This is a genomic window from Mesorhizobium sp. M1423 (assembly GCF_040317575.1).
Classification (GTDB): Bacteria; Pseudomonadota; Alphaproteobacteria; order Rhizobiales; family Rhizobiaceae; genus Mesorhizobium.
The window spans coordinates 230,275-254,692 of record NZ_JAMYKU010000006.1 but is presented as its reverse complement, the minus strand read 5'-3'; the positions used below and the strand labels follow the sequence as shown (position 1 = coordinate 254,692).

24 protein-coding genes are annotated in these 24,418 nt (G+C 62.5%); 12 read left to right on the top strand and 12 right to left on the bottom strand.

Features of this window, described 5'->3' with window-relative positions:
* Positions 1-4 precede the first annotated feature (4 nt).
* A complete protein-coding gene (gene cckA / locus NKG95_RS10800; protein ID WP_353040608.1) occupies positions 5-2,578 on the top strand; it encodes a cell cycle histidine kinase CckA in 2,574 nt (857 codons plus the stop codon).
* Positions 2,579-2,661: 83 nt separating this feature from the next.
* On the top strand, positions 2,662-3,372 hold the full coding sequence (locus tag NKG95_RS10795) for a purine-nucleoside phosphorylase (protein ID WP_023717814.1): 711 nt from the start codon (positions 2,662-2,664) through the stop codon (positions 3,370-3,372).
* Positions 3,373-3,422: 50 nt separating this feature from the next.
* Here the strand turns inward: NKG95_RS10795 and NKG95_RS10790 are convergent, their stop codons facing one another.
* Positions 3,423-3,818 carry a hypothetical protein gene (locus NKG95_RS10790; protein WP_352908355.1) on the bottom strand — a complete coding sequence of 132 codons (396 nt, stop codon included), beginning with the start codon at positions 3,816-3,818 and terminating at the stop codon, positions 3,423-3,425.
* Between the two features lie 301 nt (positions 3,819-4,119).
* Here NKG95_RS10790 and urtA point away from each other — a divergent pair, with 301 nt between their 5' ends.
* The 6 genes from urtA to NKG95_RS10760 all read left to right on the top strand — a co-directional run bounded on the left by urtA (position 4,120) and on the right by NKG95_RS10760 (position 10,303).
* Positions 4,120-5,430, top strand: a complete 1,311-nt coding sequence (gene urtA, locus NKG95_RS10785) for an urea ABC transporter substrate-binding protein (protein WP_353040607.1) — start codon at positions 4,120-4,122, stop codon at positions 5,428-5,430.
* Between the two features lie 100 nt (positions 5,431-5,530).
* A complete protein-coding gene (gene urtB, locus NKG95_RS10780) occupies positions 5,531-7,147 on the top strand; it encodes an urea ABC transporter permease subunit UrtB (protein WP_352494573.1) in 1,617 nt (538 codons plus the stop codon).
* On the top strand, positions 7,144-8,376 hold the full coding sequence (gene urtC / locus NKG95_RS10775) for an urea ABC transporter permease subunit UrtC (RefSeq protein WP_352494574.1): 1,233 nt from the start codon (positions 7,144-7,146) through the stop codon (positions 8,374-8,376). Before urtB ends, urtC begins: the two co-directional genes overlap by 4 nt.
* 7 nt (positions 8,377-8,383) lie before the next feature.
* Positions 8,384-9,130, top strand: a complete 747-nt coding sequence (gene urtD / locus NKG95_RS10770; RefSeq protein WP_353040606.1) for an urea ABC transporter ATP-binding protein UrtD — start codon at positions 8,384-8,386, stop codon at positions 9,128-9,130.
* Positions 9,131-9,200: 70 nt separating this feature from the next.
* A complete protein-coding gene (urtE, locus tag NKG95_RS10765) occupies positions 9,201-9,896 on the top strand; it encodes an urea ABC transporter ATP-binding subunit UrtE (RefSeq protein ID WP_126041867.1) in 696 nt (231 codons plus the stop codon).
* Positions 9,897-10,102: 206 nt separating this feature from the next.
* Positions 10,103-10,303 (top strand): hypothetical protein, encoded by a 201-nt coding sequence (locus NKG95_RS10760; protein WP_023717807.1) that lies wholly within the window; start codon positions 10,103-10,105, stop codon positions 10,301-10,303.
* Between the two features lie 45 nt (positions 10,304-10,348).
* On the opposite strand, the gene NKG95_RS10755 is transcribed toward NKG95_RS10760, so the two are convergent.
* The 9 genes from NKG95_RS10755 to NKG95_RS10715 form a co-directional block, all read right to left on the bottom strand.
* Positions 10,349-11,155 carry a DUF72 domain-containing protein gene (locus tag NKG95_RS10755; RefSeq protein WP_353040605.1) on the bottom strand — a complete coding sequence of 269 codons (807 nt, stop codon included), beginning with the start codon at positions 11,153-11,155 and terminating at the stop codon, positions 10,349-10,351.
* Between the two features lie 28 nt (positions 11,156-11,183).
* Positions 11,184-11,654, bottom strand: a complete 471-nt coding sequence (locus NKG95_RS10750) for a GNAT family N-acetyltransferase (RefSeq protein ID WP_352482247.1) — start codon at positions 11,652-11,654, stop codon at positions 11,184-11,186.
* Entirely contained in the window at positions 11,651-12,061 is a 411-nt protein-coding gene (locus NKG95_RS10745) for a DUF302 domain-containing protein (protein ID WP_023717804.1), read from the bottom strand. Before NKG95_RS10745 ends, NKG95_RS10750 begins: the two co-directional genes overlap by 4 nt.
* Positions 12,061-14,982, bottom strand: coding sequence for an excinuclease ABC subunit UvrA (uvrA, locus tag NKG95_RS10740; RefSeq protein WP_352515887.1), 2,922 nt, complete (start codon positions 14,980-14,982; stop codon positions 12,061-12,063). Before uvrA ends, NKG95_RS10745 begins: the two co-directional genes overlap by 1 nt.
* Before the next feature lie 697 nt (positions 14,983-15,679).
* Complete coding sequence (locus NKG95_RS10735; protein ID WP_352789227.1) at positions 15,680-15,973, bottom strand: hypothetical protein; 294 nt, start codon at positions 15,971-15,973, stop codon at positions 15,680-15,682.
* Positions 15,974-16,057: 84 nt separating this feature from the next.
* Complete coding sequence (locus tag NKG95_RS10730; protein WP_352482251.1) at positions 16,058-16,663, bottom strand: ATP-dependent Clp protease proteolytic subunit; 606 nt, start codon at positions 16,661-16,663, stop codon at positions 16,058-16,060.
* Positions 16,664-16,689: 26 nt separating this feature from the next.
* Positions 16,690-17,214 carry an SRPBCC family protein gene (locus NKG95_RS10725; protein ID WP_023717800.1) on the bottom strand — a complete coding sequence of 175 codons (525 nt, stop codon included), beginning with the start codon at positions 17,212-17,214 and terminating at the stop codon, positions 16,690-16,692.
* Positions 17,211-17,525, bottom strand: coding sequence for an ArsR/SmtB family transcription factor (locus tag NKG95_RS10720; protein WP_023717799.1), 315 nt, complete (start codon positions 17,523-17,525; stop codon positions 17,211-17,213). Before NKG95_RS10720 ends, NKG95_RS10725 begins: the two co-directional genes overlap by 4 nt.
* Positions 17,526-17,606: 81 nt before the next feature.
* Positions 17,607-17,933: a cupin domain-containing protein gene (locus tag NKG95_RS10715; protein WP_352844823.1), complete on the bottom strand. Its 327-nt coding sequence runs from the start codon at positions 17,931-17,933 to the stop codon at positions 17,607-17,609.
* Positions 17,934-18,204: 271 nt separating this feature from the next.
* On the opposite strand from NKG95_RS10715, the gene NKG95_RS10710 reads away from it, so the two are divergent.
* Positions 18,205-18,717: a single-stranded DNA-binding protein gene (locus NKG95_RS10710; RefSeq protein ID WP_352855370.1), complete on the top strand. Its 513-nt coding sequence runs from the start codon at positions 18,205-18,207 to the stop codon at positions 18,715-18,717.
* Positions 18,718-18,839: 122 nt separating this feature from the next.
* Positions 18,840-19,262: an OsmC family protein gene (locus tag NKG95_RS10705; protein WP_353040604.1), complete on the top strand. Its 423-nt coding sequence runs from the start codon at positions 18,840-18,842 to the stop codon at positions 19,260-19,262.
* Between the two features lie 7 nt (positions 19,263-19,269).
* Here the strand turns inward: NKG95_RS10705 and NKG95_RS10700 are convergent, their stop codons facing one another.
* Positions 19,270-19,899: a MarC family protein gene (locus tag NKG95_RS10700; RefSeq protein ID WP_023717795.1), complete on the bottom strand. Its 630-nt coding sequence runs from the start codon at positions 19,897-19,899 to the stop codon at positions 19,270-19,272.
* A 74-nt stretch (positions 19,900-19,973) separates the two neighbouring features.
* A complete protein-coding gene (locus NKG95_RS10695; protein ID WP_023717794.1) occupies positions 19,974-20,504 on the bottom strand; it encodes a hypothetical protein in 531 nt (176 codons plus the stop codon).
* A gap of 86 nt (positions 20,505-20,590) precedes the next feature.
* On the opposite strand from NKG95_RS10695, the gene NKG95_RS10690 reads away from it, so the two are divergent.
* Both NKG95_RS10690 and gyrA read left to right on the top strand, forming a co-directional pair.
* Complete coding sequence (locus NKG95_RS10690; protein WP_352789237.1) at positions 20,591-21,415, top strand: helix-turn-helix transcriptional regulator; 825 nt, start codon at positions 20,591-20,593, stop codon at positions 21,413-21,415.
* 148 nt (positions 21,416-21,563) lie between these two features.
* Positions 21,564-24,374: a DNA gyrase subunit A gene (gyrA, locus tag NKG95_RS10685; protein WP_023717792.1), complete on the top strand. Its 2,811-nt coding sequence runs from the start codon at positions 21,564-21,566 to the stop codon at positions 24,372-24,374.
* The last annotated feature ends 44 nt before the right edge of the window (positions 24,375-24,418 follow it).

Sequence of the window (24,418 nt, the reverse complement as noted above, 5' to 3'; positions counted from 1 at the left end):
GAACATGGCCAAGGAAGCGCGCGGCGATTTCTATCCGGTACCTATCGTCGACCAGAACACGCGACCGGGAGCGGTCACCCGGCTCATCGTCTTCATCGTCGTCCTGACGGGGGCAGCGATCGTCTTCGGCCTTTTCCGCGAGCGACTTGGCGACCCATTCCTGCTCGGCATGCTTGGCGTGTTGGCGATGATCGGCGTCGGCTTTCTGTTCGCCACTGCGATCGGCTTCGTGCACGTCACGCCGCGCTCGACAAGCGACGAACTGTCGAAAGCTTTCGTCGATTCGATGTCGCAAGGCCTCCTGGTCACCGATACCAAAGGCCGGATCATCTACGCCAACCGGACCTATGCCGACATGACGGGTGCCGAGTCGGCCGCCGACCTCAAGACGGTCGAAGGTTTGCTTTCAGACGTTCCCGAGGCCTCGGTGACCATATACCGGCTGGCGTCAGGCCTGCGCGACGGCCAGCCGGGCGACGGCGAGTTTCGGCTCGCGCAGTCCATTCGGCCAGGCGCCGAACCGGGCGCGCGCTGGTACCGCGTCCGGGCCCGCGCGTTCAGCGTTCCAGGCCAGCGGCTGCCCATGCTTGCTTGGCAGCTTGCTGATATCTCGCGGGAACGGGCCGAGCAGGAGCGGTTCTTTCTCGACCTGCAAAAGGCCATCGATCACCTCGACCACGCGCCGGCCGGTTTCTTTTCGGCCGACCAGGAAGGCCGCGTCACCTATATCAACGCGACCCTTGCGGAGTGGCTGGGCATCGACCTGGCCAGCTTCACCCCCGGCGCCATCACGCTGCCGGAGATCGTCGCCGGAGACGGCATGGCGCTGGTCCGTTCGGTCAAGGCCGACGCGGGTACCACGCGCAATGCCGTTATCGATCTCGATCTGACGACGATGACCGGTGAGGCGCTCCCGGTGCGCTTCATGCATCGTGTTTCGGCCAGCCGAGAGGGGCTCAACGGCCCGACTCGCACCATCGTGCTCAACCGGACGCAAGGCGAGGACGCTTCGGCCGACCTTCGCGCCTCGGAAATACGCTTCACGCGGTTCTTCAACTCGACGCCGATGGCGATAGCCGGCGTCGACCACGCCGGCCGCATCCTGCGCACTAATGCGCCGTTCCTGTCGCTGTTTTCCTCGGTCGTCGACCGCGACGCGGTCGATCGGCGTGTGCGGCTGGATACGGTGATCCACGAGCGCGACCGGCCGGTTTTCGCCGCGGCGTTCGAAAAGGCACGCCAGCAACAGGCTGATATCGAGCCGATCGATACGGTGCTGCCCGGCAATGAGGAGCGCCACATACGCTTCTACGTCAATGCGGTCGCAGACGGCACCGGCGGCGAGGGCGCCGAGGAATCGGCCATCGTCTATGCCGTCGAGACCACCGAGCAAAAGGCCCTCGAGGGCCAGATGGCGCAAAGCCAGAAGATGCAGGCGGTCGGCCAGCTCGCCGGCGGCATCGCGCATGATTTCAACAATGTGCTGACCGCCATCATCATGGCTTCGGACCTGCTTTTGACCAACCACCGGCCGTCCGATCCGTCGTTCCCGGACATCATGAACATCAAGCAGAATGCCAACCGGGCGGCCTCGCTGGTGCGGCAGTTGCTGGCCTTCTCGCGCAAGCAGACGTTGCGGCCGGAAGTGCTCAACCTGACCGACGTGCTCGCCGACCTAAGAATGCTGCTTGCCCGTCTGGTCGGCAACGATATCAAGCTCAGGATCGACCATGGCCGCGACCTGTGGCCGGTCAGGGTCGATATCGGGCAGTTCGAGCAAGTGGTGGTCAATCTGGCGGTCAATGCGCGCGATGCGATGCCGGCGGGCGGCGACCTCACCGTTCGCACCCGCAACGTCAGCGCCGGGGAATGCAAGACCTTTTCCTATCGCGAACTTACTCCGGCCGACTATGTGCTGGTCGAGGTCGAGGACAGCGGCAGCGGTATCGCGCCTGATGTGCTGAAAAAGATCTTTGAGCCCTTCTTCACGACAAAGGAGGTTGGCAAGGGAACGGGCCTCGGCCTGTCCATGGTCTATGGCATCATCAAGCAGACAGGCGGCTTCATCTTCTGCGATTCCGAAGTCGGCAAGGGATCCCTGTTCCGCATCTTCCTGCCGCGGCACATTGCGGAGGCAAGGAAGGCGGGCGAGGCTGGAGAAGTGCCGGCCGCACCTGCCAAGATCGCCGACTCAGCCAAGGATCTGTCGGGCTCGGCCACGGTGCTGCTGGTCGAGGACGAGGACGCCGTACGCATGGGCGGCATGCGTGCACTAAAGTCGCGCGGCTACACCGTCCACGAGGCGTCGTCGGGCGTCGAGGCGCTTGAAGTCTACGAAGCGCTCGGCGGCAAGGTCGACATCGTGGTCTCAGACGTGGTGATGCCGGAAATGGACGGCCCGACGCTGCTTGGCGAATTGCGCAAGCGGCAGCCCGACATCAAGTTCATCTTCGTGTCCGGATATGCGGAAGACGCATTCGCCAAGAACTTGCCGGCCGACGCACATTTCGGCTTTTTGCCCAAGCCGTTTTCGCTCAAGCAATTGGCCACGATCGTCAAGGACATGCTGGAATCCTGACCCTTCCAACGCTCCGCTTGCGCAATGCCGTGAGACTGCCATGATTGCAGGCGAAACGGGCGACGGGTTTTGGAAAGCATGCCGTGACGCCACACAACGAGGCCAGCAAGGGCGACTACGCAAGCACGGTGCTGCTGCCGGGCGATCCGCAGCGCGCAGAATGGATGGCGCAGACTTTTCTGGAGGCGCCGCGCTGCGTCAACCGCCGCCGCGGCGCGCTTGGTTTTACCGGCCTGTTTCGCGGCAAGCCTATCAGCATCCAGTCCACCGGCATCGGCGTCCCGTCATTCCTGGTCTACGTGCACGAGCTGCTGGATTTCTATGGTGCGAAAACACTGATCCGCACCGGCACCTGCGGCGGGCTGACCGCCGAGCTGGCGCTGCGCAGTCTGGTGATCGCGCAATCGGTGCGCGGTGAAAGCTCAGAAAGCGTTCAGAGTTTCGGGCTCTATCGTGCCAACGCCAGCCCCGATCCGGCATTGTTGGCCCAGGCGTTGACCCGGGCAGCCGAACTCGGCATCGACCAGCGGGCCGGCCTGACCATCTGCAGCGATATTTTTTATCATCCGCAGGGGCGTGAGCGCTTTGCCGAAGCGCAGGCACAGGGCGCGCTCGCCGTGGACATGGAAACCAGCGCGCTCTACCGCATCGCGGCCGATTTTGGTGCCCGGGCACTGTCGATCCTGACCGTCGTCGACAATGTGGCAACCGGCGAGCAGACCGACTATGCCGAACGCCAGGGGCTTTTCACCAATATGACCCGGCTGGCGCTCGACGTGGCGGCGGAGAGCTAGCGGCTTTCTGCCTTCCGGTGCTAATTCTCACGAGGTTGCGCATATTTTTTTCAACGTTTGGTGCAGGTCGAGGCGGTAAAGGCACCGTCCGGCTGCTTCATGATGATGTCGAAGGAGGGGGTGGTTCCGCTTTCCAGCGTCGCTTGCGTAAGCGAGATCGAGTTGCCGCCGGCGGTGTAGCCGCCGAGCGGACCCAGCCAGGTGATCACGCCGTCTGCATCCATCTGATAATTATAACTCTGCGTCGCGGTGCCGAAGCTCACCGGACCGCTATAGACGTTTCCGTTGATGGTGATGTCGCCGAGGCTGAGGAACATGCCAAGCAGATAGACTTCGCAATGATAGGGGCCGTCCGGCAGCTTGCCGTCGCTGAAGCCAGCGCGCGCTACGGTCGTCGTCGCCAGCAGAAGCATGGTGATGAAAATGCAAGACGTTCGGAAGGCCATGGCGTCGCTCGTTTAAGGGTTCGAACTTGCCCCATTTCGCTGCGGCGCTGCAATCCTCGCCAGCGCGCAAATGATGCTGCTCAAAATTCGGGCATTGGCCTGTATATGAGTAAAACTTAGGCTGATACGGGTGATCTTTTCTCATTTCGAACCTGGCAGGCGAGGTTCATCTCCTGCGGCTAATGCATTAACCGACTGACAGAGCTGGGAAATCTCAGATCCTCCGATTTTGCTCCGGTGATTGGCACAGCCGTTGCATGGTCTGTTCCGATGCAGTTAACCAGCTTGGGAGTTTAAAAGTATGAGGGGCAGTTTCTCGACAATAACAAAAATGTTTTCGGCCGGCGTGGTCACCGCCGGCCTGCTGATGAGCATTCCCGCCAAGGCGGCCGACGACACCATCAAGGTCGGCATCCTCCATTCGCTGTCGGGAACCATGGCGATCTCGGAGACGACGCTGAAGGACGCCATGCTGATGCTCATCGAAGAGCAGAATGCCAAGGGTGGCCTGCTCGGCAAGAAGCTCGAGGCGGTGGTCGTCGATCCGGCTTCCAACTGGCCGCTGTTCGCAGAAAAAGCGCGGGAGCTGATCTCGAAGGACAAGGTCGCGGCGGTGTTCGGCTGCTGGACCTCGGTGTCGCGCAAATCGGTGCTGCCGGTGTTCAGCGAGCTCGACAACATCCTGTTCTACCCGGTCCAATATGAGGGCGAGGAGAGCGAGCGCAACGTGTTCTACACCGGTGCGGCGCCGAACCAGCAAGCCATTCCCGCGGTCGACTATCTGATGAGCGAGGATGGCGGCTCGGTGAAGCGCTGGGTGCTCGAAGGCACCGACTATGTCTATCCGCGCACCACCAACAAAATTCTTGAAGCCTATCTGAAGGCGAAGGGCGTTGCTGCCGAAGACATCATGGTCAACTATACGCCGTTCGGCTTCTCCGACTGGCAGACCGAAGTCTCGGCAATCAAGAAGTTCGGCTCGGCCGGCAAGAAGACCGCTGTCGTCTCGACCGTCAACGGCGACGCCAACGTGCCGTTCTACAAGGAACTCGGCAATCAGGGCATCAAGGCCGAGGATATTCCGGTCATGGCCTTCTCGGTTGGTGAGGAAGAGCTTGCCGGCCTCGACACCGCGCCGCTGGTCGGCCATCTCGCCGCCTGGAATTATTTCGAGAGCGTCGACACGCCCGAGAACGAGAAGTTCATCGCCGACTGGCACAAGTTCATCAAGAACGACAAGCGCACCACCAACGATCCGATGGAAGCCCACTATATCGGCTTCAACATGTGGGTGAAGGCGGTCGAGAAGGCCGGTACCACCGATCCGGACAAGGTCATCGACGCCATGGTCGGCGTCTCGGTGCCGAACCTGACCGGCGGTTATTCGACCATGATGCCGAACCATCATATCACCAAGCCGGTGCTGATCGGCGAAATCCAGGCCGACGGCCAGTTCGAAACCGTCTCGCAGACGCCGGGCCTGGTGATGGGCGACGAATGGTCCGACTACCTGCCCGACTCCAAGGACCTGATCTCCGATTGGCGCGCGCCTCTATCCTGCGGCAACTTCAACGTTGCCACCGGCAAATGCGGCGGCAAGGGAACCAACTAATCCTCCCGGTCTGTCCTCCCAGACCGCAAAGCCTCCGGGCGGGCTCCTTCTCCAGCCTGCCCGGAGGCGACATTCAACCTCCAAGAGCCACCAGAAACCGATGATCCTGATCCGCGCGATTGGCCTGATGCTGCTGCTCCTCCTGGGGGCGCTGCTGCCGTCGAACGCCAGCGAAGCAGATCTGCGCGCCGTCATCGCCAAATTCGCCACTGCCGCCAATTTTCCGGCGATCGAAGCCGTCGTGCGCGAGCTTGCGGCTTCCGGCGATCCGGCCGTCGAACGGCCGCTTGCCGCGCTTGCGGAGGGCAGCCTTTACGTCCGCAAGGCCGATTCACTGGTCTTTGTCGGCAAGGAGAGCGGCGACGGTATTGAGCTGCTCGATGCGCTCACCGGCGAAAAATCGGGCGAAGCTGCCAAGGCCGACATCACCAAGATCAAAGTCAACAACACGCTGCGCCGCGTGATCCGCGACGCGCTGGGCACACTGACGCTTGGCTCCAAGGACCCGGCCGTGCGCATTGCCGCCGCCGACACCATGTTCAAGACGCCGGACGCGGCAAACATCGAGCCGCTCGACACCGCCATCGCCAATGAGAGCGTGGCAAGCGTCAAGGCGCTGCTCGAACATGCCCGCGCCGCGTCGGTTCTCGTTTCCGACAGGCCGGAGGCCGACAAACTGGCGGCTATCGCTCTCATCGGCGCGCGCGGCGACCGCGATGCGGTGTCGCTGCTCACGTCTGTAGAGGCCAATTCCGAAGGTGCGGTGAAGGACGCGGCGACGGCTGCGATCGCCAATATCAATTCGACGCTGGCGCTGTGGGATGCCGGCCAGAATATCTGGTACGGCATATCGCTCGGATCGGTGCTGCTGCTGGCGGCGATTGGCCTGGCCATCACCTTCGGCGTCATGGGCGTCATCAACATGGCGCATGGCGAGATGGTCATGCTCGGTGCCTACACGACCTTCGTCGTGCAGGAGGTGATCCGGAATTCCTTTCCCGGTCTGTTCGACTGGTCGCTGGTCATCGCCTTGCCGCTGGCCTTCCTAGTGGCGGCGCTCGTCGGCCTTGTCATCGAGCGCGGGCTGATCCGCTTCCTCTACGGCCGGCCGCTGGAGACGCTGCTGGCGACATGGGGTGTGTCGCTGATCCTGCAGCAGGCCGTACGCACCATCTTCGGGCCGACCAACCAGGAGGTAGGCAACCCGTCATGGATGTCCGGCTCGTTCAATATCGGCCAGCTTGCCGTGACATGGAACCGGCTCTGGATCCTGGTATTCGCGCTTGGCGTGTTCGCGGTGCTGCTCTACGTGATGAAGCGCACGCCTTGGGGGCTGCAGATGCGTGCCGTCACCGCCAACCGCCGCATGGCCGCCTCGATGGGCATCAGGACGCCGTGGGTCGACGCCCTGACGTTTGCACTCGGCTCCGGCATTGCCGGCATAGCCGGTGTCGCGCTCAGCCAGATCGACAACGTCTCGCCCAATCTCGGTCGCGGCTACATCATCGACAGCTTCATGGTCGTCGTCTTCGGCGGTGTCGGCAATCTCTGGGGCACGCTGGTCGGCGCCTTCTCGCTCGGCATCGTCAACAAGTTCCTCGAACCTTATGCCGGAGCGGTGCTCGGCAAGATCGTCGTCCTGGTGCTGATCATCCTGTTCATCCAGAAACGCCCGCGCGGCTTGTTTGCGCTCAAGGGCAGGTCGGTGGAAGCATGATCACGGGACGTTTCTTTGCCGCCGGCGCCGATCGTCGCGTCGCCATCACCATCTTCGTCCTGCTGGCGGCCGCCATCGTCGTGCCGCTGCTCAACCTTGCGGTCTCGCCGACAAGTTCCTTCTACGTGCCGTCTTATATCGTGGCGCTCACCGGCAAATATCTCTGCTACGCACTGCTCGCCTTGGCGCTCGATCTCGTCTGGGGCTATTGCGGCATCCTCTCGCTCGGCCACGGCGCCTTCTTCGCGCTCGGCGGCTATGCGATGGGCATGTACCTGATGCGCCAGATCGGCTCGCGAGGCGTCTACGGCAATCCGCTGCTGCCCGACTTCATGGTGTTCCTGAACTACAAGGAATTGCCGTGGTTCTGGTATGGCTTCGACCATTTCTGGTTCGCGGCGGTCATGGTGCTTGCGGTGCCCGGCCTGCTCGCCTTCGTCTTCGGCTGGTTTGCCTTCCGCAGCCGCGTCACCGGCGTCTATCTGTCGATCATCACCCAGGCGATGACCTATGCGCTGCTGCTTGCCTTTTTCCGCAACGACATGGGTTTCGGCGGCAATAACGGCCTGACCGATTTCAAGGACATTCTGGGCTTCAACGTGCAGGCCGACATGACACGCTCGGCGCTGTTCGCGGCCAGCGCCGTCATGCTCGCGTTTGCCGTCTTCGTCACCTGGGCAATCGTCGGTTCCAAATACGGCAAGCTTTTGATGGCGGTGCGCGACGCCGAAAGCCGCACGCGCTTTCTCGGCTGGCGGGCGGAGAACGTCAAACTGTTCGCCTTCACCGTGTCGGCGGTGATGGCCGGCATCGCCGGTGCGCTTTACGTGCCGCAAGTCGGCATCATCAACCCTGGCGAGTTCGAGCCGTCCAATTCGATCGAGGTGGTGGTGTGGGCGGCCGTCGGCGGGCGCGGCACCATCGTCGGACCGATCATTGGCGCGCTTCTGGTCAATGCCGGTAAATCCTGGTTCACCGGCGTGCTGCCGGAGTTCTGGCTGTTTGCGCTGGGCGGCCTGTTTGTCGCCGTCACGCTGTTCCTGCCCAAGGGCATCATCGGCATGTGGGATTCCTGGCGCGGCAATGCCAAGGCGCTGCGGGCAGCCTCGATTGCCGAGGAAGCCGGCACCGATCCTGACACGCCGGTGCCGCCGAAAACCGATCGCTCGGCGGCGAGAAGGCCGGGCGACTGGTCGGCCTCCGGTGCCGAACCGCAGCCGGCGGAGTGATGGCCTGATGTCGAAGAGCAACACCATCCTCTATCTCGACGGCGTGTCGGTTTCCTTCGATGGTTTTCGCGCCATCAACAACCTGTCGCTGGTGCTCGACAAGGGCGAGATGCGGGCGATCATCGGCCCCAACGGCGCCGGCAAGACGACGATGATGGACATCGTCACCGGCAAGACGCGGCCCGACGCGGGCGAGGTCTTCTTCGACGGCGAGGTCGACCTGACTAAACACGACGAGGCCGAAATCGCCATGATGGGCATCGGCCGTAAATTCCAGAAGCCGACCGTCTTCGAAAGCCACACGATCGAGGACAATCTGATGCTGGCGCTGAAAGGCCCGCGCTCGATCTTCCCGGCACTGTTCCATCGTCGCTCGGCCGCGGAACCGCGGCAGATCGACGACATTCTCGGCATCATCCGGCTTGGCGACAAGCGCGACGAACTCGCCGCCAATTTGAGCCATGGCCAAAAACAATGGCTCGAGATCGGCATGCTTTTGGCGCAGGATCCGAAGCTGCTGCTGGTCGACGAACCGGTTGCCGGCATGACAGACGCCGAGACTGAGGAAACCGCGCGGCTGCTTAGAGACATCGCGCGCGACCATTCGGTCATCGTCGTCGAGCACGACATGCATTTCGTGCGCGAGCTCGGCGTCAAGGTTACCTGCCTGCACGAAGGCTCGGTACTTTCCGAGGGCTCGCTCGACTTCGTTTCGGCCGACGAGCGCGTCGTCGAAGTCTACCTGGGGAGATGAGCATGGTCTGGCGCGTTCCGTTCCATCATTTCGACCTTTCGTTTTTCAGGCGTTGGAGAAAGCGCTGACCATGCTCGAAGTCTCCAATGCCACGCTGCATTACGGCGCCGCCCAGGCGCTGCGCGGCGTCTCGCTAAAGGCCGGCGCCGGCAAGATCACCTGTGTGCTCGGCCGCAACGGCGTCGGCAAAACCAGTTTGATGAGATCGATCGTCGGCCATCACCGGCTGACGAGCGGAAGTGTTGCCTTCGAGGGGAAGGCGCTCGACCGGAGCGCGGCGTATGATCGCGCCCGGTCGGGCATCGCATTCGTGCCGCAGGGCAGGGAGATCTTTCCACTGCTTACGGTGCGGGAAAACCTCGAATCGGGATTCGCGCCGCTGAAGCGCGCCGACCGCAACATTCCCGGTCACGTCTTCGAGCTGTTTCCGGTGCTGAAGCAGATGCTCGCGCGCCGCGGCGGCGATCTGTCCGGCGGCCAGCAGCAGCAGCTTGCCATCGGCAGGGCACTGGTGATGCGGCCGAAACTGCTGGTGCTCGACGAGCCGACCGAAGGCATCCAGCCGTCGATCATCAAGGATATCGGCCGCGCCATCCGCTATCTGCGCGACCAAGCCGGCATTGCCGTGCTTTTGGTCGAACAATATCTCGATTTCTGCCGGGAATTGGCCGACGAGGTCAATATCATGGACCGCGGCCAGATCGTCCATACCGGCCCCGCCGAGGATCTCGACCGGGCGGACGTGCGGAAATTCCTGACCGTCTGAATTCTTATTGATTCTATTACTTTGCAACTCTGGCGCACCGAAGATTGCGTGCTAGATTTTGCTTGGCCTTGGTGAGTCGGCCGCTTTCCGTACCAGTTCCAAATTGGCAGATCAGGGGAAGGCGCGGGCCGCTTGCGCGCAAGCCGCTCCCTCCAGCGATCTGTTGTCGTCCAACATTTCGGGTGCTTGGGAGCCAGGGCCAGACGATGGAGCGCTATGTCGAGGACTACCAGAAACGACGGCTCACGGAGCGTGTCGACATCATAACGGCCATCAACATTCTGAAATCGCAGGGATATGAACACGACGAACTTATCGCGGAGATCACCAAGGTCTTCTATGTCGATCTCGATGCTTTCAACGAGATCGTCAGGGTTGATCGGCGTCCGGACGAGCGCGCCGCATAGGCGGTAATCTAGGAGCCGGCCAGCCGGACCGCCGACAGCGGGGCGTCAGCCTGCGACCCGCTTCATCAGCGCGATGGCGCCGAATGGAGCGCGGACCTTGCCCTCGGTGATGAAGTAGACGAACACGTCGCGTGGCTTGACCGGCGCGTCGGTCGAAGGATCGGCGCGCGGCAGCTCGGCCGGTACCTTGCCTTGCGCCCAAGTCTTGGCGCGGGCCGCCCATTCGTCGAGCGCCTTGGGCGTATAGCAATCGGGATTGTCGTCGCTGCCGGTCTGCAGGCGCGCATAGATGAAATCGCCGGTGACGTCGGCAATCGCTGGATATTTAGCATGATCAGCAAAAACGATCGCGACCTTGTGCTTGCGTGCCAAGGCGGCGAACTCGGGCACGACGAAGCTGTCATTGCGCACCTCGGCCGCGTGGCGCAGCGCAACGCCGTCCTGCTTCTCCGGCAATAGCTTGAGGAACGCCTCGAAGTCGTCCGGGTCGAATTTCTTGGTCGGCGCGAACTGCCACAGGATCGGCCCAAGCTTGTCGCCAAGTGCCGCGACGCCCGACCCGAGGAAGCGCATAATCGATTCGCCGGCTTCGCCGAGCACGCGGCGGTTGGTGACGAAGCGGTTGCCCTTCAGCGAATAGACGAAACCATCCGGCGCCTCGTTAGCCCATTTGACGAAGGTCGGTTCCTTGAAGCTCGAATAATAGGTGCCGTTGACCTCGATGGTCGGCACCTGCCGGCTGGCATAATTCAGCTGCTTGGCCTTCGACAATTTGTCCGGGTAGAAGGACGTGTCCCAGGGCTCGAAGGTCCAGCCGCCCATGCCAGCGCGGATTGTTCCTGATTGAGTCATGGTAGTCCTCCCGGTTTGCAGAAAAGGATCACGCGATGGCGGTCGTCTCGACGGCTTTCGCCATGTCGACGACCGTCCATCCTGGCCGATATGGATTGGGCCGGCGACCCGTTTCGCGAAAGCCGTAGGCCTTATACAACGAAACGTTCCGTTCCATTCTGGAATTGGTGTAGAGTCGGATTTCAGGCAAGCTCCACAGGCGCGTCTGTTGCTCGGCCCAGTCGAGCAGCCCGATGCCGAAACCCTTGCCTTGAAAGGCGGGCGCAACGGCGACGCTGAAGATCATTGTGTGGTCATCGTGCCGTTCGAGAACGATCAGGCCGGCCGGCTGTCCGTCCTGCTCCGAAAGCCAGACCTCGCCGCGTTCTATGCGCGGCGCATAGTCCTCGGTGACCGGGATCGGCGGCGCTCCGAACAGGGCAGTGTAGGGCGCGTAGGCGTCGGTGGTGAGCGAGATCACCGTAGGGAGATCATCGGCCCGAGCGGCTCTCATGATCAAAACTGGCCCGCGCCGGCAGCGGCCGCAATCACCTTGTCCATGCCGGCGGCTATCGCGGCGACAGCATTGCGGCTAGCGTCGCCCAAGCCGTGGCGTTCCGCCAGCCAGTGTGCGTCATTGTAGGAGAGCCAGACCTTGCCTTGCTCGTCCTCCCAAGCCAGCGCCTTGACCGGCAGATCGATGCCGGCAAGCTGCCGGTCCTGCATCAGTGGCGTACCGCCTTTGGGATTGCCGAAAATCAGGAGCTGGGTTGGACGCAGTGATGTTTCGACATTGCGCGCACCGGCGGCGTGGTCAATGCGGGCGAAGACCAGCAATCCTGCACGTTCCACAGTCTCGACCAAGCGATCGATGGTTTCGGCCACGCCGAAGCTGCTTTGGACCGTGATGAGACCGTTCTTTGCCATCACTCCGCCGCTTCGCGCTTGCCTCCGGGGCGCCGCTCCAGCAATTCCCTCAGGAACTGCCCGGTATAGCTGCGCTTTTCGCGAACGATGTCCTCCGGCGTGCCGGACGCCACCAGCTCGCCGCCGCCGTCACCACCTTCGGGGCCAAGATCGAGAACCCAGTCAGCGGTCTTGATCACCTCTAGATTGTGCTCGATGACGACGACCGTGTTGCCCTGGTCGACCAGCTCGTGCAGCACTTCAAGCAGCTTGGCGACATCGTGGAAATGCAGGCCGGTGGTCGGTTCGTCGAGGATGTAGAGCGTTTTGCCGGTTGCCTTGCGCGACAGTTCCTTGGCGAGCTTGATGCGCTGCGCTTCGCCGCCCGATAAAGTCGTCGCCTGCTGGCCAACATGGATGTAGCCGAGGCCGACCCGTTTCAGCGTCTCCAGCTTGTCGCGCACGCCGGGCACGGCGGCGAAGAAATCGACGCCTTCCTCGACCGTCATGTCGAGCACGTCGGCGATGGACTTGCCCTTGAACAGCACGTCGAGCGTCTCGCGGTTGTAGCGCTTGCCGTGGCAGACATCACAGGTGACATAGACGTCGGGCAGAAAATGCATCTCGATCTTGATGACGCCGTCGCCCTGGCAGGCCTCGCAGCGGCCGCCCTTGACGTTGAACGAGAAACGGCCCGGCTGGTAGCCGCGCGCCTTGGCCTCCGGCAGGCCGGCGAACCAGTCGCGGATCGGCGTGAAGGCGCCGGTATAGGTTGCAGGGTTGGAGCGCGGGGTGCGCCCGATCGGCGACTGGTCGATATCGATGACCTTGTCGAGGAATTCCAGCCCTTCGATGCGGTCGTGATCGGCAGGATGCTCACGCGAGCCCATGATGCGGCGTGACGCCGCCTTGAACAAGGTCTCGATCAGGAAGGTCGACTTGCCGCCGCCGGACACGCCGGTGACGGCGGTAAACGTGCCGAGCGGGATTTCAGCGGTGACGTTCTTCAGATTGTTGCCGCGCGCGCCGACGATCTTCAGCCGGCGGTTCTTTTTCGCCTCGCGCCGAACCGCAGGCGTCGCCACTTCGAGCTCGCCCGACAGATATTTGCCGGTGATCGAGGCGGGAGTCGCCATGATCTGCTGCGGTGTGCCCTGGGCGATGATGTGACCGCCATGGATGCCGGCGGCCGGGCCGATATCGACGACGTAGTCGGCATGCAGGATGGCATCCTCGTCGTGCTCGACGACGATGACCGTGTTGCCGATGTCGCGCAGATGCTTCAGCGTGTCGAGCAGGCGGGCATTGTCGCGCTGATGCAGGCCGATCGACGGCTCGTCGAGCACGTAGAGCACGCCGGTCAGGCCGGAGCCGATCTGCGAAGCGAGGCGGATGCGCTGGCTCTCGCCGCCCGACAGCGTGCCGGAGTTGCGCGACAGCGTCAGATAGTCGAGACCGACATCGTTGAGGAAACGCAGCCGCTCGCGGATTTCCTTGAGCACGCGCACTGCGATCTCGTTCTGCTTGTCGTTAAGCGAAGCAGGCAAATCGGTGAACCACTGGTCAGCCTTGCGGATCGACAGCTCGGTGACCTCGCCAATGTGCTTGCCGGCGATCTTGACTGCGAGCGCCTCGGGCTTCAGCCGGTAGCCGCGGCAGGCCGGGCAGGGCGTGGCCGACATGAAGCGCTCGATCTCCTCGCGCATCCAGGCGGATTCGGTTTCCTTCCAGCGGCGCTCGAGATTGGGGATGACGCCCTCGAAGGTCTTGGTCGTCTTGTAGGAGCGCAGCCCGTCATCATACTGGAAGGCGATTTCGCGCTCGCCAGTGCCGTGCAGGATGGCCTGCTTTGCCTCTTCGCTCAAATCCTTGAACTTGTCGCCGAGCTTGAAGCCATAGGCAACGCCCAGCGCTTCCAGCGTCTGCGCATAATAGGGTGAGGTCGACTTCGCCCACGGGCTGACGGCGCCAGCACGCAGCGAGACATTCTCGTCGGGCACGACCAGGCTGGCGTCAATGGCGCGCTGGCTGCCGAGCCCGTCACAGGTCGGGCAGGCGCCGAACGGATTGTTGAACGAGAACAGCCTGGGCTCGATCTCGGGAATGGTGAAGCCGGACACCGGGCAGGCGAATTTTTCCGAGAACAGCATGCGCTCATGCGTCTCGTTCTTCGACTTGTTGACCGAATCCTCGCCGGTCTGGCTGGCGTCGAGCGGCTTGTCGGCAAATTCCGCCACCGCCAGCCCGTCGGCCAGCTTCAGCGCGGTCTCGATGGAATCGGCGAGCCGCGTCGCCAGATCGCCGCGCACGACGATGCGGTCGACGACGACGTCGATGTCGTGCTTGTACTTCTTGTCCAGCGCCGGCACGTCGGCGATCTCGTAGAAGACGCCGTCGACCTTGACGCGCTGAAAACCCTTTTTCTGCAGCTCGAGCAGTTCCTTGCGGTACTCGCCTTTGCGGCCGCGCACCATCGGTGCCAGGATGAACAGCCGGGTGCCCTCTTCGACCGCAAGCACCCGGTCGACCATCTGCGAAACCGTCTGGCTCTCGATCGGCAGGCCGGTGGCCGGCGAATAGGGGATGCCGACGCGGGCGAACAAAAGCCGCATATAATCGTAGATCTCGGTGACGGTGCCGACCGTCGAGCGCGGGTTCTTCGAGGTGGTCTTCTGCTCGATGGAGATGGCCGGCGACAGGCCGTCGATCTGGTCGACGTCCGGCTTCTGCATCATCTCGAGGAATTGCCGTGCGTAGGCCGAAAGGCTCTCGACATAGCGGCGCTGGCCTTCGGCATAGATGGTGTCGAAGGCAAGCGACGACTTGCCGGACCCCGACAGGCCGGTCATGACAATCAGGCTGTCACGCGGCAGGTCGAGATCGACATTCTTCAGATTGTGTTCGCGTGCCCCGCGAATGGAGAGATATTTATGGTCGGCCATCGCCGGTCGCCGCCTCAGAATCTGGAATTCGTGGGATGGGCGGGTTTTCCCGACCACCCCCTATGTAGGTAATTTCGCCGCCTTTTCGAGAGACGCCACAACTCTCGACCAATGCGTTTAACCGCCTTTCGCGCGAACGGGCAAGCGGAAAGAACAAAGGCCGAACACGCTCCTGACAAAGGCTGCCCGTACAGCCGGCTTCACAATGCGTCTCGCGATCACATTTTTCGGTAATCGGCTATTCAAGGTTGACGTCCATGCGTCACGGGGGCAGACTCCAAACGTCAACGAAGCCGGCCGTCTTTCGATGGCCTCGCGGCCTGGGGCTAGCCTGCGAGACGCCGTGGGTTATGCGATGAGCGCTTCGACGACGACAGTCGCAACGAACAGAAGGAGAGCAGAGGCATGACTCCACCGGATAGTTCCTTGAGGCTCCACGTGTCGCTGGAGCCGCGGCAGGTATAAGTAGCCAGGTCAGGCGTTTAGCGCTACCTGCCAACGTTGACCTGCCGATCCCCACAACAATCAGAGACTGCTAGTCGGATCGTCGGCTGAATGCCGCGAAGCATCCGAAATAAAAAGCCGGCAGTACACTCCCGGCAATTTGGATTTTAGATCCAAGAGGCCCCGTCAGTTGCACAAGCAATGGCGGGGCTGTTCGTTTGAAGCGCACATTTGCGGTGCATACCAGGCGAACTTAGCGGCTGGGAGGCCTGATCCCGCCGGTGGCGACATCGATGGTGATGCTACCGGAAATCCGAACTTCGGTATCGCCGATCTTGAATGTGCCGTAGCCGCTGCTGGGAACCGCCCCGTCGGGCTCGGGCTGCAGCGCTGGCTCGGCGATGCGATAGTCGCTGGTCACACCGGGCAGGGCGCCCCTTTGCGCCGACGTCGAATTATCTTGGGCAAATGCCGTGCCCACCAGCATGTTCGTGCCCACAATGGCGGCAATGGCAAGGTATAGGCTGGGTGAACGGCTGGCGGTCATCACCTGACTATAGTGCGGCGATAGCGCCGAAGCCAGACCGGCGGCGCTGAAAGTTGCCGGCCCTTATATCGCTTCGAAGGTGCTTCACGCGGCCTGTTTGCGAGTGTCGAAAACATGGTCGACGAGGCCCCAATCCTTGGCCTCCTGCGCGGTCATGAAAAAGTCGCGGTCGAGCGTGCGTTCCACTTCTTCGTAGGTGCGGCCGCAATGCTGGGCGTAAAGATCGGTCATGCGCCGCTTGGTGCGAAGGATGCCCTCGGCATGGCGCTGGATGTCGGAGGCCTGGCCCTGGAAACCGCCGAGAGGCTGATGCAGCACGATGCTGGCGTTGGGCAATGCGATGCGCCGCCCCGGCGTGCCCGCCATCAAGAGGAACGAGGCCATCGAGGCGGCGAAGCCCATACAAACGGTGGAGACCGGGCAGCTGATGTACTGCATCGTGTCGTAGATGGCGAAACCGCTGGTCACCACGCCGCCCGGCGAGTTGATGTAGAGCGAGACCTCCTTGTCGGGATTGTCGGATTCCAGCGACAGAAGCTGGGCGCAGACCAGCGCCGAGGTGCCGTCGTCGATCGGGCCGTTGATGAAGACGATGCGCTCGCGCAGCAGCCGCGAAAATATGTCGAAGGCGCGTTCGCCGCGGCTCGACTGCTCGATCACCATCGGCACCAGATTGGCAAGGCCGCTCATCGTTTCTCTCCGTTGACTATTGTCGTTCAGGCCGCGCGCAGGAAGAGGCGCGGGATGTTGGCGGCGATCTGCTTGTGCCTGGGATTGCGCGCTTCAAACGAAAGCCGACAGCCGGCGCCTGCCATCGCGATCTCCGGCATCGCTGCCCGAGCAAAACCATCATGGACGATGCGCAGATGCGTGCCGCCGGAAACGGTGCGATCGAGCGTAAAGGTGACGATGCTGTCCACCGGGCTGTCGTCCATTGGGCTGTCCACCGGGCTGCCGGGCGGCGCCTGCGTATCGCCGGGCGCCGGCCGTTCCCGCCAGGAATAGCGCAGCAGCCGTCCGGGATCGGCGTCGAGGATTTCGCATTCGATCGGCGCCTCCGGCGCTTTAAAGGCAAAGCGGCTACCGATCTTTGGTTCAATGTCGTTCGGCATCATCCAGGCCGCGAGCAGGTCCGGCACCGTCAGCGCCCGCCACACCTTTTCCGGCGGCTCCGGCAGCTCGCACTCGAACTCGATCTTGTCTGCCGCCATTTCCGCGCGTTCTTTGCCTCGGCTGGTCATTGGTCCATGTCCTTCAAAACCGTCTTGAGCCTTTCGATGCGCTCTGGCCAGAACGCGCGGTAGCGTTCGATCCAGCCGAGCAGTGGCGCAAGCCCCTTCGGATCGGCGCGGTAATAGGCGTTGCGACCGGCCCGGCGCTCGACCACGAGGCCGGCGCCGCGCAGCACGGCGAGGTGTTGCGATACCGCCGGCTGCGATACCGGCATGCCAGTGCGCAGTTCCGACACCGTCATCTCGCCGCCGGCGAGCCGCTCATAGACGGCGCGACGCGTCGGATCGGCCAGTGCCCGAAAAATCTCTGCTTCGATCATGTCAAAAGCATAAGTCGATACTTATCGGTTTGGCAAGCCGTGTTTTTAAGACAGGCGGTGTTTTTTAAGACGGGCGAGGTTTTACAAACTCGCTGGAAGCCAGCGTCTCACCATGTCAGGGGATCCGTTGAACGTCGCCTCGAAAACTGGTGACGCGAGCACGGCATGGATATGAAGCATTTCGGAGCCGACGTTTCGGAAGCCATGTCGCCTGCGCGCGGCAACAACAAGCGACTGTCCGGCAGTCAAGACGACATGCTCTTCGTCGATCCACATCTCGGCCTTGCCAGCGATGACGGTAAGCACTTCCTCGACCGGGTGCCAATGTGTCGGGGCGCCAACCGCTGGTTCGACCCATTGTTCGAATATGCAAAGTTGAGTTGCGCCGTTGCGGGCCGAGACATGCATTCGGGTCTTTACCCCCGCCCGCCATTCTTCTTGCGGCTGATCGTCATGCGCAACCGTCTTCATGCGTTCGCCTCGATCCCATGGTCTGTGGAAATTCGACGCCAAGACACTACTTCTTACTGACAACTATTGACAGTGCAGGGCCTGTACTATAGAACGAAAAGAGAACAAAAACGTTGTGGGAAAAGGCAGCGACGGCAGGCATGGCTTATCCATAGCCTGTAAGGTGCAGCGACAGAAATCTGGTTTCGGATGAGCGCGGAGAAGTATCATGGCGGGTAGCGTCAACAAGGTCATTCTGGTGGGCAACCTCGGGGCGGACCCTGAAATCCGCCGCCTGAATTCGGGTGACCCGGTTGTCAACATCCGCATCGCGACGTCGGAAAGCTGGCGCGACAAGACGTCCGGAGAGCGCAAGGAAAAGACCGAGTGGCACAATGTCGTGATCTTCAACGATCAGATCGCCAAGGTGGCCGAGCAGTATCTGAAAAAGGGCATGAAAGTCTACGTCGAGGGCCAGTTGCAGACGCGCAAGTGGCAGGACCAGACCGGCAATGACCGCTATACGACCGAAATCGTGCTGCAGAAATTCCGCGGCGAGCTGCAGATGCTCGATGCACGGGGCGAGGGCGGCGGCCAGGTCGGCAACTATGCCGGTGGTGGTGCCAGCCGCGGGTCCGATTTCGGCCAGTCCGGCCCGGACGAAAGTTTCAATCGCGGTGGCGCCAACAAGGGCACCGGCGGTGGTTCGTCGCGCGAACTGGACGACGAAATCCCGTTCTGATTTCTCGGGGCGGACTGCCCTTGCGGCGAAAAGCGCCAGCACCTTGGCCACGAAATGGCGTCCCGAAAATCTGTCTTGGATTTTCGGGACGTTGTGCGTTTGAGCGGTGAAAGGACGGATCAGTGAAAGCAAGGGTCAAATGGGTCGAGGAGCGCACTTTCGTCGGCGAGTCCGCCAGTGGGCACAAGCTGGTGCTAGGCACTGCGTTCGGGCCGGAGGGCAAGACGCCGGGGCCGAGCCCAATGGAGCTGGTGCTGATCGGCACCGGCGGCTGTTCGGCTTATGACGTGGTCCATATCCTGGAAAAGGGGCGCGAGGCGGTCGAAGATTGCGTCGTCGAACTCGATGCCGACCGTGCAGAAGCCAATCCCAAGGTGTTCACCCGCATCCACATGCATTTCGTCGTCAAGGGCCGGGCGCTGTCGCACGACAAGGTAAAGCGCGCGATCGAGCTTTCGATCGAGAAATACTGCTCGGCCTCGGCAATGATGGCCAAGACCGCCGTGATCACCCATGACTTCGAAGTGATCGAGACGGCGAAGTAGGGCGGTCCTACGTCGCCATCAGTGCCTTGATGCCGTCGGCGACGAACTGCACGGCGAGCGCCGCCAGTATGACGCCAAGCAGCCGCGTGAGGATCGAACGGCCGGTCTGGCCGAGGATACGGTCGATGCGCTCTGACAGCACGAACACCAGGTAGGTGATGACAAGGCAGATCGCGATGATGCCGACAAGTGCTGTCTGCGCGCTAAAACCCTGAAACGAGCTTGAGAGCAGGACGGTCGCCGAAATCGCGCCGGGACCCGCAATAAGCGGGATCGCCAGCGGAAAGGCGGCGATGTTGTGGATCATGTCCCTGGTGATGGCGACATCGCCGATCTTCTCCTTGCGGTCCTGCCGGCGCTCGAACACCATTTCGAAGGCGATGAAGAACAGCAGAAAGCCGCCGGCGACGCGGAAGGCCGGCAGGGTGATGCCGAAGACTGACAGGATCGACGCGCCGGCGACTGCGAACAACGCCATCACCAGGAAGGCGATGACCGAGGCGCGCACGGAGACCTGGTTGCGCTCCTCGCGGTTCATGCCGCGGGTCACGGCGAGGAAGAGCGGCGCCAGGCCGGGCGGATCGATCGTCACCAGTATGGTGACGAAGGCGTTGAACAGGCTGTCGAAGCTCGGCATGCTGACCCTCCCCGCCGGCAATGCCGGATAACGGGATTGGTAGAGCAAAGCGGTGCCAGTGGAAACCGTGCGGATCAGGGGCTGGCGGCGCGCCGCGCCAGAAACTCGACTTCGACACGCCAGGTGGCGCCGTCGTCATACGAGCGCTCGCCCAGCCAGCGGAAGGAATCTCCGGTGATCCGGGAAAAGCTCCAGCGTACCGAAGCGCCGGTGCCGTCTGCGCCCAATTGGACGATCGTGTCGCCTTCGACGCGGCCCAGCTGGCGGCTGTAATACTGGTTGCGCGGGTCGCTCCAGAAGATGTGCCAGGCGTCGACGCCTGAGTCATAGACGCGCAACGTCGTGCCATAGAAGGTCCATTTGCCGAGCGACGGCGAGGGGCCGGCGTCGCGAGCGGGCAGGATCCATACGTCCTGGATCGCGCGGCCCTCGAGCACCCAGCCGAAATGCACTTCGCCGCGCCCGGTCAGCACCTGGCCGTCCTCGAGATGGCGCGTGGCGTCGAACGTCCAGGCGCCGACGAAGCGGCCATAAAGGTTCAGTTTCTCGGCAAGGGCCGGTACGGGCCTATCGCTGTGCAGGGCCTTGGCAAAGGAATTGGACATGGCTTCGCTCTCATCTTGTCAGGAGACCGGTAAGCATAGAGGCCGACCGGGGTTCTGCGCTTGGGAAAAATTGCTATGTTTCGGCGATGACGACGAGCGCGCATAGGCTGGCGTCGGGCCGAGGCTGGCAGGTGTTGGATGTCGTCTGCACCGCTAGTGCCGCCGACAGGCCATTCGAGGAGGAGCATCGGGATTTCTGCGTCGCCGCCGTGACCAGCGGCACGTTCCGCTATCGTGCGCGCCAGGGCACGGCGATGCTGGCGCCGGGCGCGCTCCTGCTCGGCAATCCCGGCACCTGCTACGAATGCGGGCATGAGCATGGCACCGGCGACCGCTGCCTCTCCTTCCATTTCGGACTGGCCTATATGGAGCGGATCGTCGCCGACGCGGGCGCAAAGCAGCTTGATTTCAGCATGCCGCGCCTGCCGCCTTTGTCGGCGCTGGTGCCGCTGCTCGCCGAAGCGGAGGCGGCGCGCGAGATGGCCGACACCGGCGCGTTCGAGGAACTCGCCCTGCGCATTGCCGGCGCAGCCGTGACAGCGGCTTGCGGCGATACGGATCGGGGACGGGCGCCAAGCCGCCGTGACCAGAAGCGTGTCGCCGAAGCGGTGCGCCGCATCGAAATCGATGCCGACCGGCCGATCTCGCTTGCCGAACTCGCCGACGAGACCGCCACCAGCCCTTACCATTTCCTGCGCACCTTCCGGCACGTTGCCGGCATGACGCCCTATCAGTTCCTGCTGAGAGCGCGGCTGCACAGGGCAGCCGTGCGGCTGCGGACGTCAGATCAGGCGATCTCGGCGATCGCCTTTGCGGCGGGTTTCAACGATCTATCAACCTTTAACCGCCGTTTCCGGCGGCTGATGGGCGAGACGCCGGGAACTTATCGCGCCCGCCGGCGACGCTCGTGAAAGGGTGCCACGGCCATATCGTCGCAATTGGTGTATCCTTTTGAATTTGCCGCTAAAAACGACACTGGAAAACTGCCGCGATTATTGGAGTTTCGGGCCGGCTTCCTATATAAGCACCAAGTGATTCCTGATTAGATTGTGATCCGATTTGACCGACCAAAAGACACCGCGCGGCGCCGACGGCGGCCCCACCGGCATCGAGCCGATATCCATCATCGAGGAGATGCAGCGCTCCTATCTCGATTACGCCATGAGCGTAATCGTCAGCCGTGCGCTGCCGGACGTGCGCGACGGCCTCAAGCCGGTGCATCGCCGCATCCTCTACGCCGCCTATGAGAGCGGCTATCACTGGAACCGCAAATATGTGAAATCGGCACGCCCGGTCGCCGACGTGATGGGTAAATACCATCCGCATGGCGACGCCTCGATCTATGACGCTTTGGTGCGCATGGCGCAGGATTGGTCGCTGCGCGTTCCGCTGATCGACGGGCAGGGCAATTTCGGCTCGATCGACGGCGATCCGCCGGCGGCGATGCGCTACACGGAATCGCGGCTGACCAAGGTCGCGCATGAGTTGCTGGAAGACATCGACAAGGACACCGTCGATTTCCAGGACACTTACGATGCGTCGGGCAGCGAACCGAAAGTCCTGCCGGCGCGCTTCCCGAACCTGTTGGTCAACGGCTCCGGCGGTATCGCCGTCGGCATGGCCACCAACATCCCGCCGCACAATCTGGGCGAGGTCTGCAACGGCGCCATTGCCCTCATCGACAATCCGGCGATCGACCTGCCGGCGCTGATGGAGATCATTCCTGGACCGGATTTCCCGACCGGCGGCATCGTGCTTGGCCGCTCCGGCATCTACAGCGCCTATTCGACAGGCCGCGGTTCCATCGTCATGCGCGGCCGCGTCAACGTCGAGCCACGCGGCAACGACCGTGAATCGATTGTCATCACCGAGGTTCCCTACCAGGTGAACAAGGCGTCGATGATCGAGAAGATGGCCGAGCTGGTGCGCGATAAGCGCATCGAGGGCATTTCCGACATTCGCGACGAGAGCGACCGCCAGGGTTACCGCGTCGTTATCGAACTGAAGCGCGACGCCGTCGCCGATGTCATCCTCAACCAGCTTTACCGCTTCACCCCGCTGCAGACGTCCTTCGGCGCCAATATGGTGGCGCTGAACGGCGGCAAGCCGGAATTGCTGACGCTGACCGACATGCTGAAGGCGTTCGTCGCCTTCCGTGAGGAGGTGATCAGCCGGCGCACGAAATTCCTGCTGCGCAAGGCGCGCGACCGCGCCCATGTGCTGGTCGGCCTTGCCATTGCTGTTGCCAACATCGATGAAGTCATCAAGCTGATCCGCACGGCGCCGGACCCGCAGACGGCGCGCGAGCAGTTGATGGAGCGGCGCTGGCCTTCGGGCGACGTGGAATCGCTGATTCTGTTGATCGACGATCCGCGCCATCGCATCAACGAGGACGGAACCTACAATCTCTCCGAGGAGCAGGCCCGCGCCATCCTCGAACTGCGCCTGCAGCGCCTGACCGCGCTCGGCCGCGACGAGATCGCGGACGAGCTGAATACGATCGGCGACGAGATCAAGGATTACCTGGACATCCTGTCGTCCCGCGCCCGCATTCAGCAGATCGTCAAGGACGAACTCATCGCCGTGCGCGACGAGTTCGGCACACCGCGCCGCACCGAGCTCGCCGAGGGCGGGGCCGACATGGAAGACGAGGACCTCATCCAGCGCGAGGACATGGTCGTCACCGTCAGCCATTCCGGCTACATCAAGCGCGTGCCGCTGTCGCTCTACCGGGCGCAGCGCCGCGGCGGCAAGGGCCGCTCCGGCATGTCGACCAAGGACGAGGATTTCGTCACCCGGCTGTTCGTCGCCAACACGCACACGCCGGTGCTGTTCTTCTCCTCACGCGGTATCGTCTACAAGGAAAAGGTCTGGCGCCTCCCGATCGGCAACCCGCAATCGCGCGGCAAGGCGCTGATCAACATGCTGCCGCTCGAACAGGGCGAGCGCATCACCACCATCATGCCGCTGCCGGAGGATGAGACGAGCTGGGGCGAGCTCGACGTGATGTTCGCCACCACGCGCGGCACGGTGCGTCGCAACAAGCTTTCGGACTTCGTCCAGGTCAACCGCAACGGCAAGATCGCCATGAAGCTGGACGAGGAAGGCGACGAGATCCTCGGCGTCGAAACGTGCACCGACAATGACGACGTGCTTTTGACGGCAAGTTCCGGCCAGTGCATTCGCTTTTCGGTCAGCGACGTACGCGTCTTCCAGAGCCGCAATTCGGTCGGTGTACGCGGCATAGCCATGGCCGATGGCGACCGGGTGATCTCGATGGCGGTGATCGAGCATGTCGATGCGCCGCCGGCCGAGCGGGCCGCCTACCTCAAGCGGGTGGTGGCTGAACGTCGGCTTGTCGTCGACATTGCCGCCGGTGAGGAGGAAGAAATCCAGCTTACCAATGAGGAGGTCGGCGAAGAGGCGGAGCTTTCCGACGAGCGCTACGAATTCCTCAAGGCACATGAGCAGTTCGTGCTGACGGTTACGGAATATGGCTACGGCAAGCGTTCGTCGTCCTACGATTTCCGTCTGACCGGCCGTGGCGGCAAGGGTATCCGCGCCACCGACGTGTCGAAAACGGCCGAAATCGGCCGCCTGGTGGCGACTTTCCCGGTCGGCAATGACGATCAGATCATGCTGGTTTCGGATGGCGGCACCGTCATCCGCGTCCCGGTCAACGGCATTCGTTTTGCCAGCCGCGCCACCAAGGGCGTTACGATCTTTAATACCGCAGAGGGCGAGAAGGTCGTTTCGGTGGAGCGGATTTCAGAGCCGCAAGCCGACGAAGAGATCGAAGAGAGTGTCGATGCTGAAGGTGGCGCTGCTACCGATGCCGAAGGTGGGGAGCCTGACACTACCGTCGAGTGAGTTTGCCGCGACGGCGCCAGCCCTATGGGCCGGCGTTGTCAAGA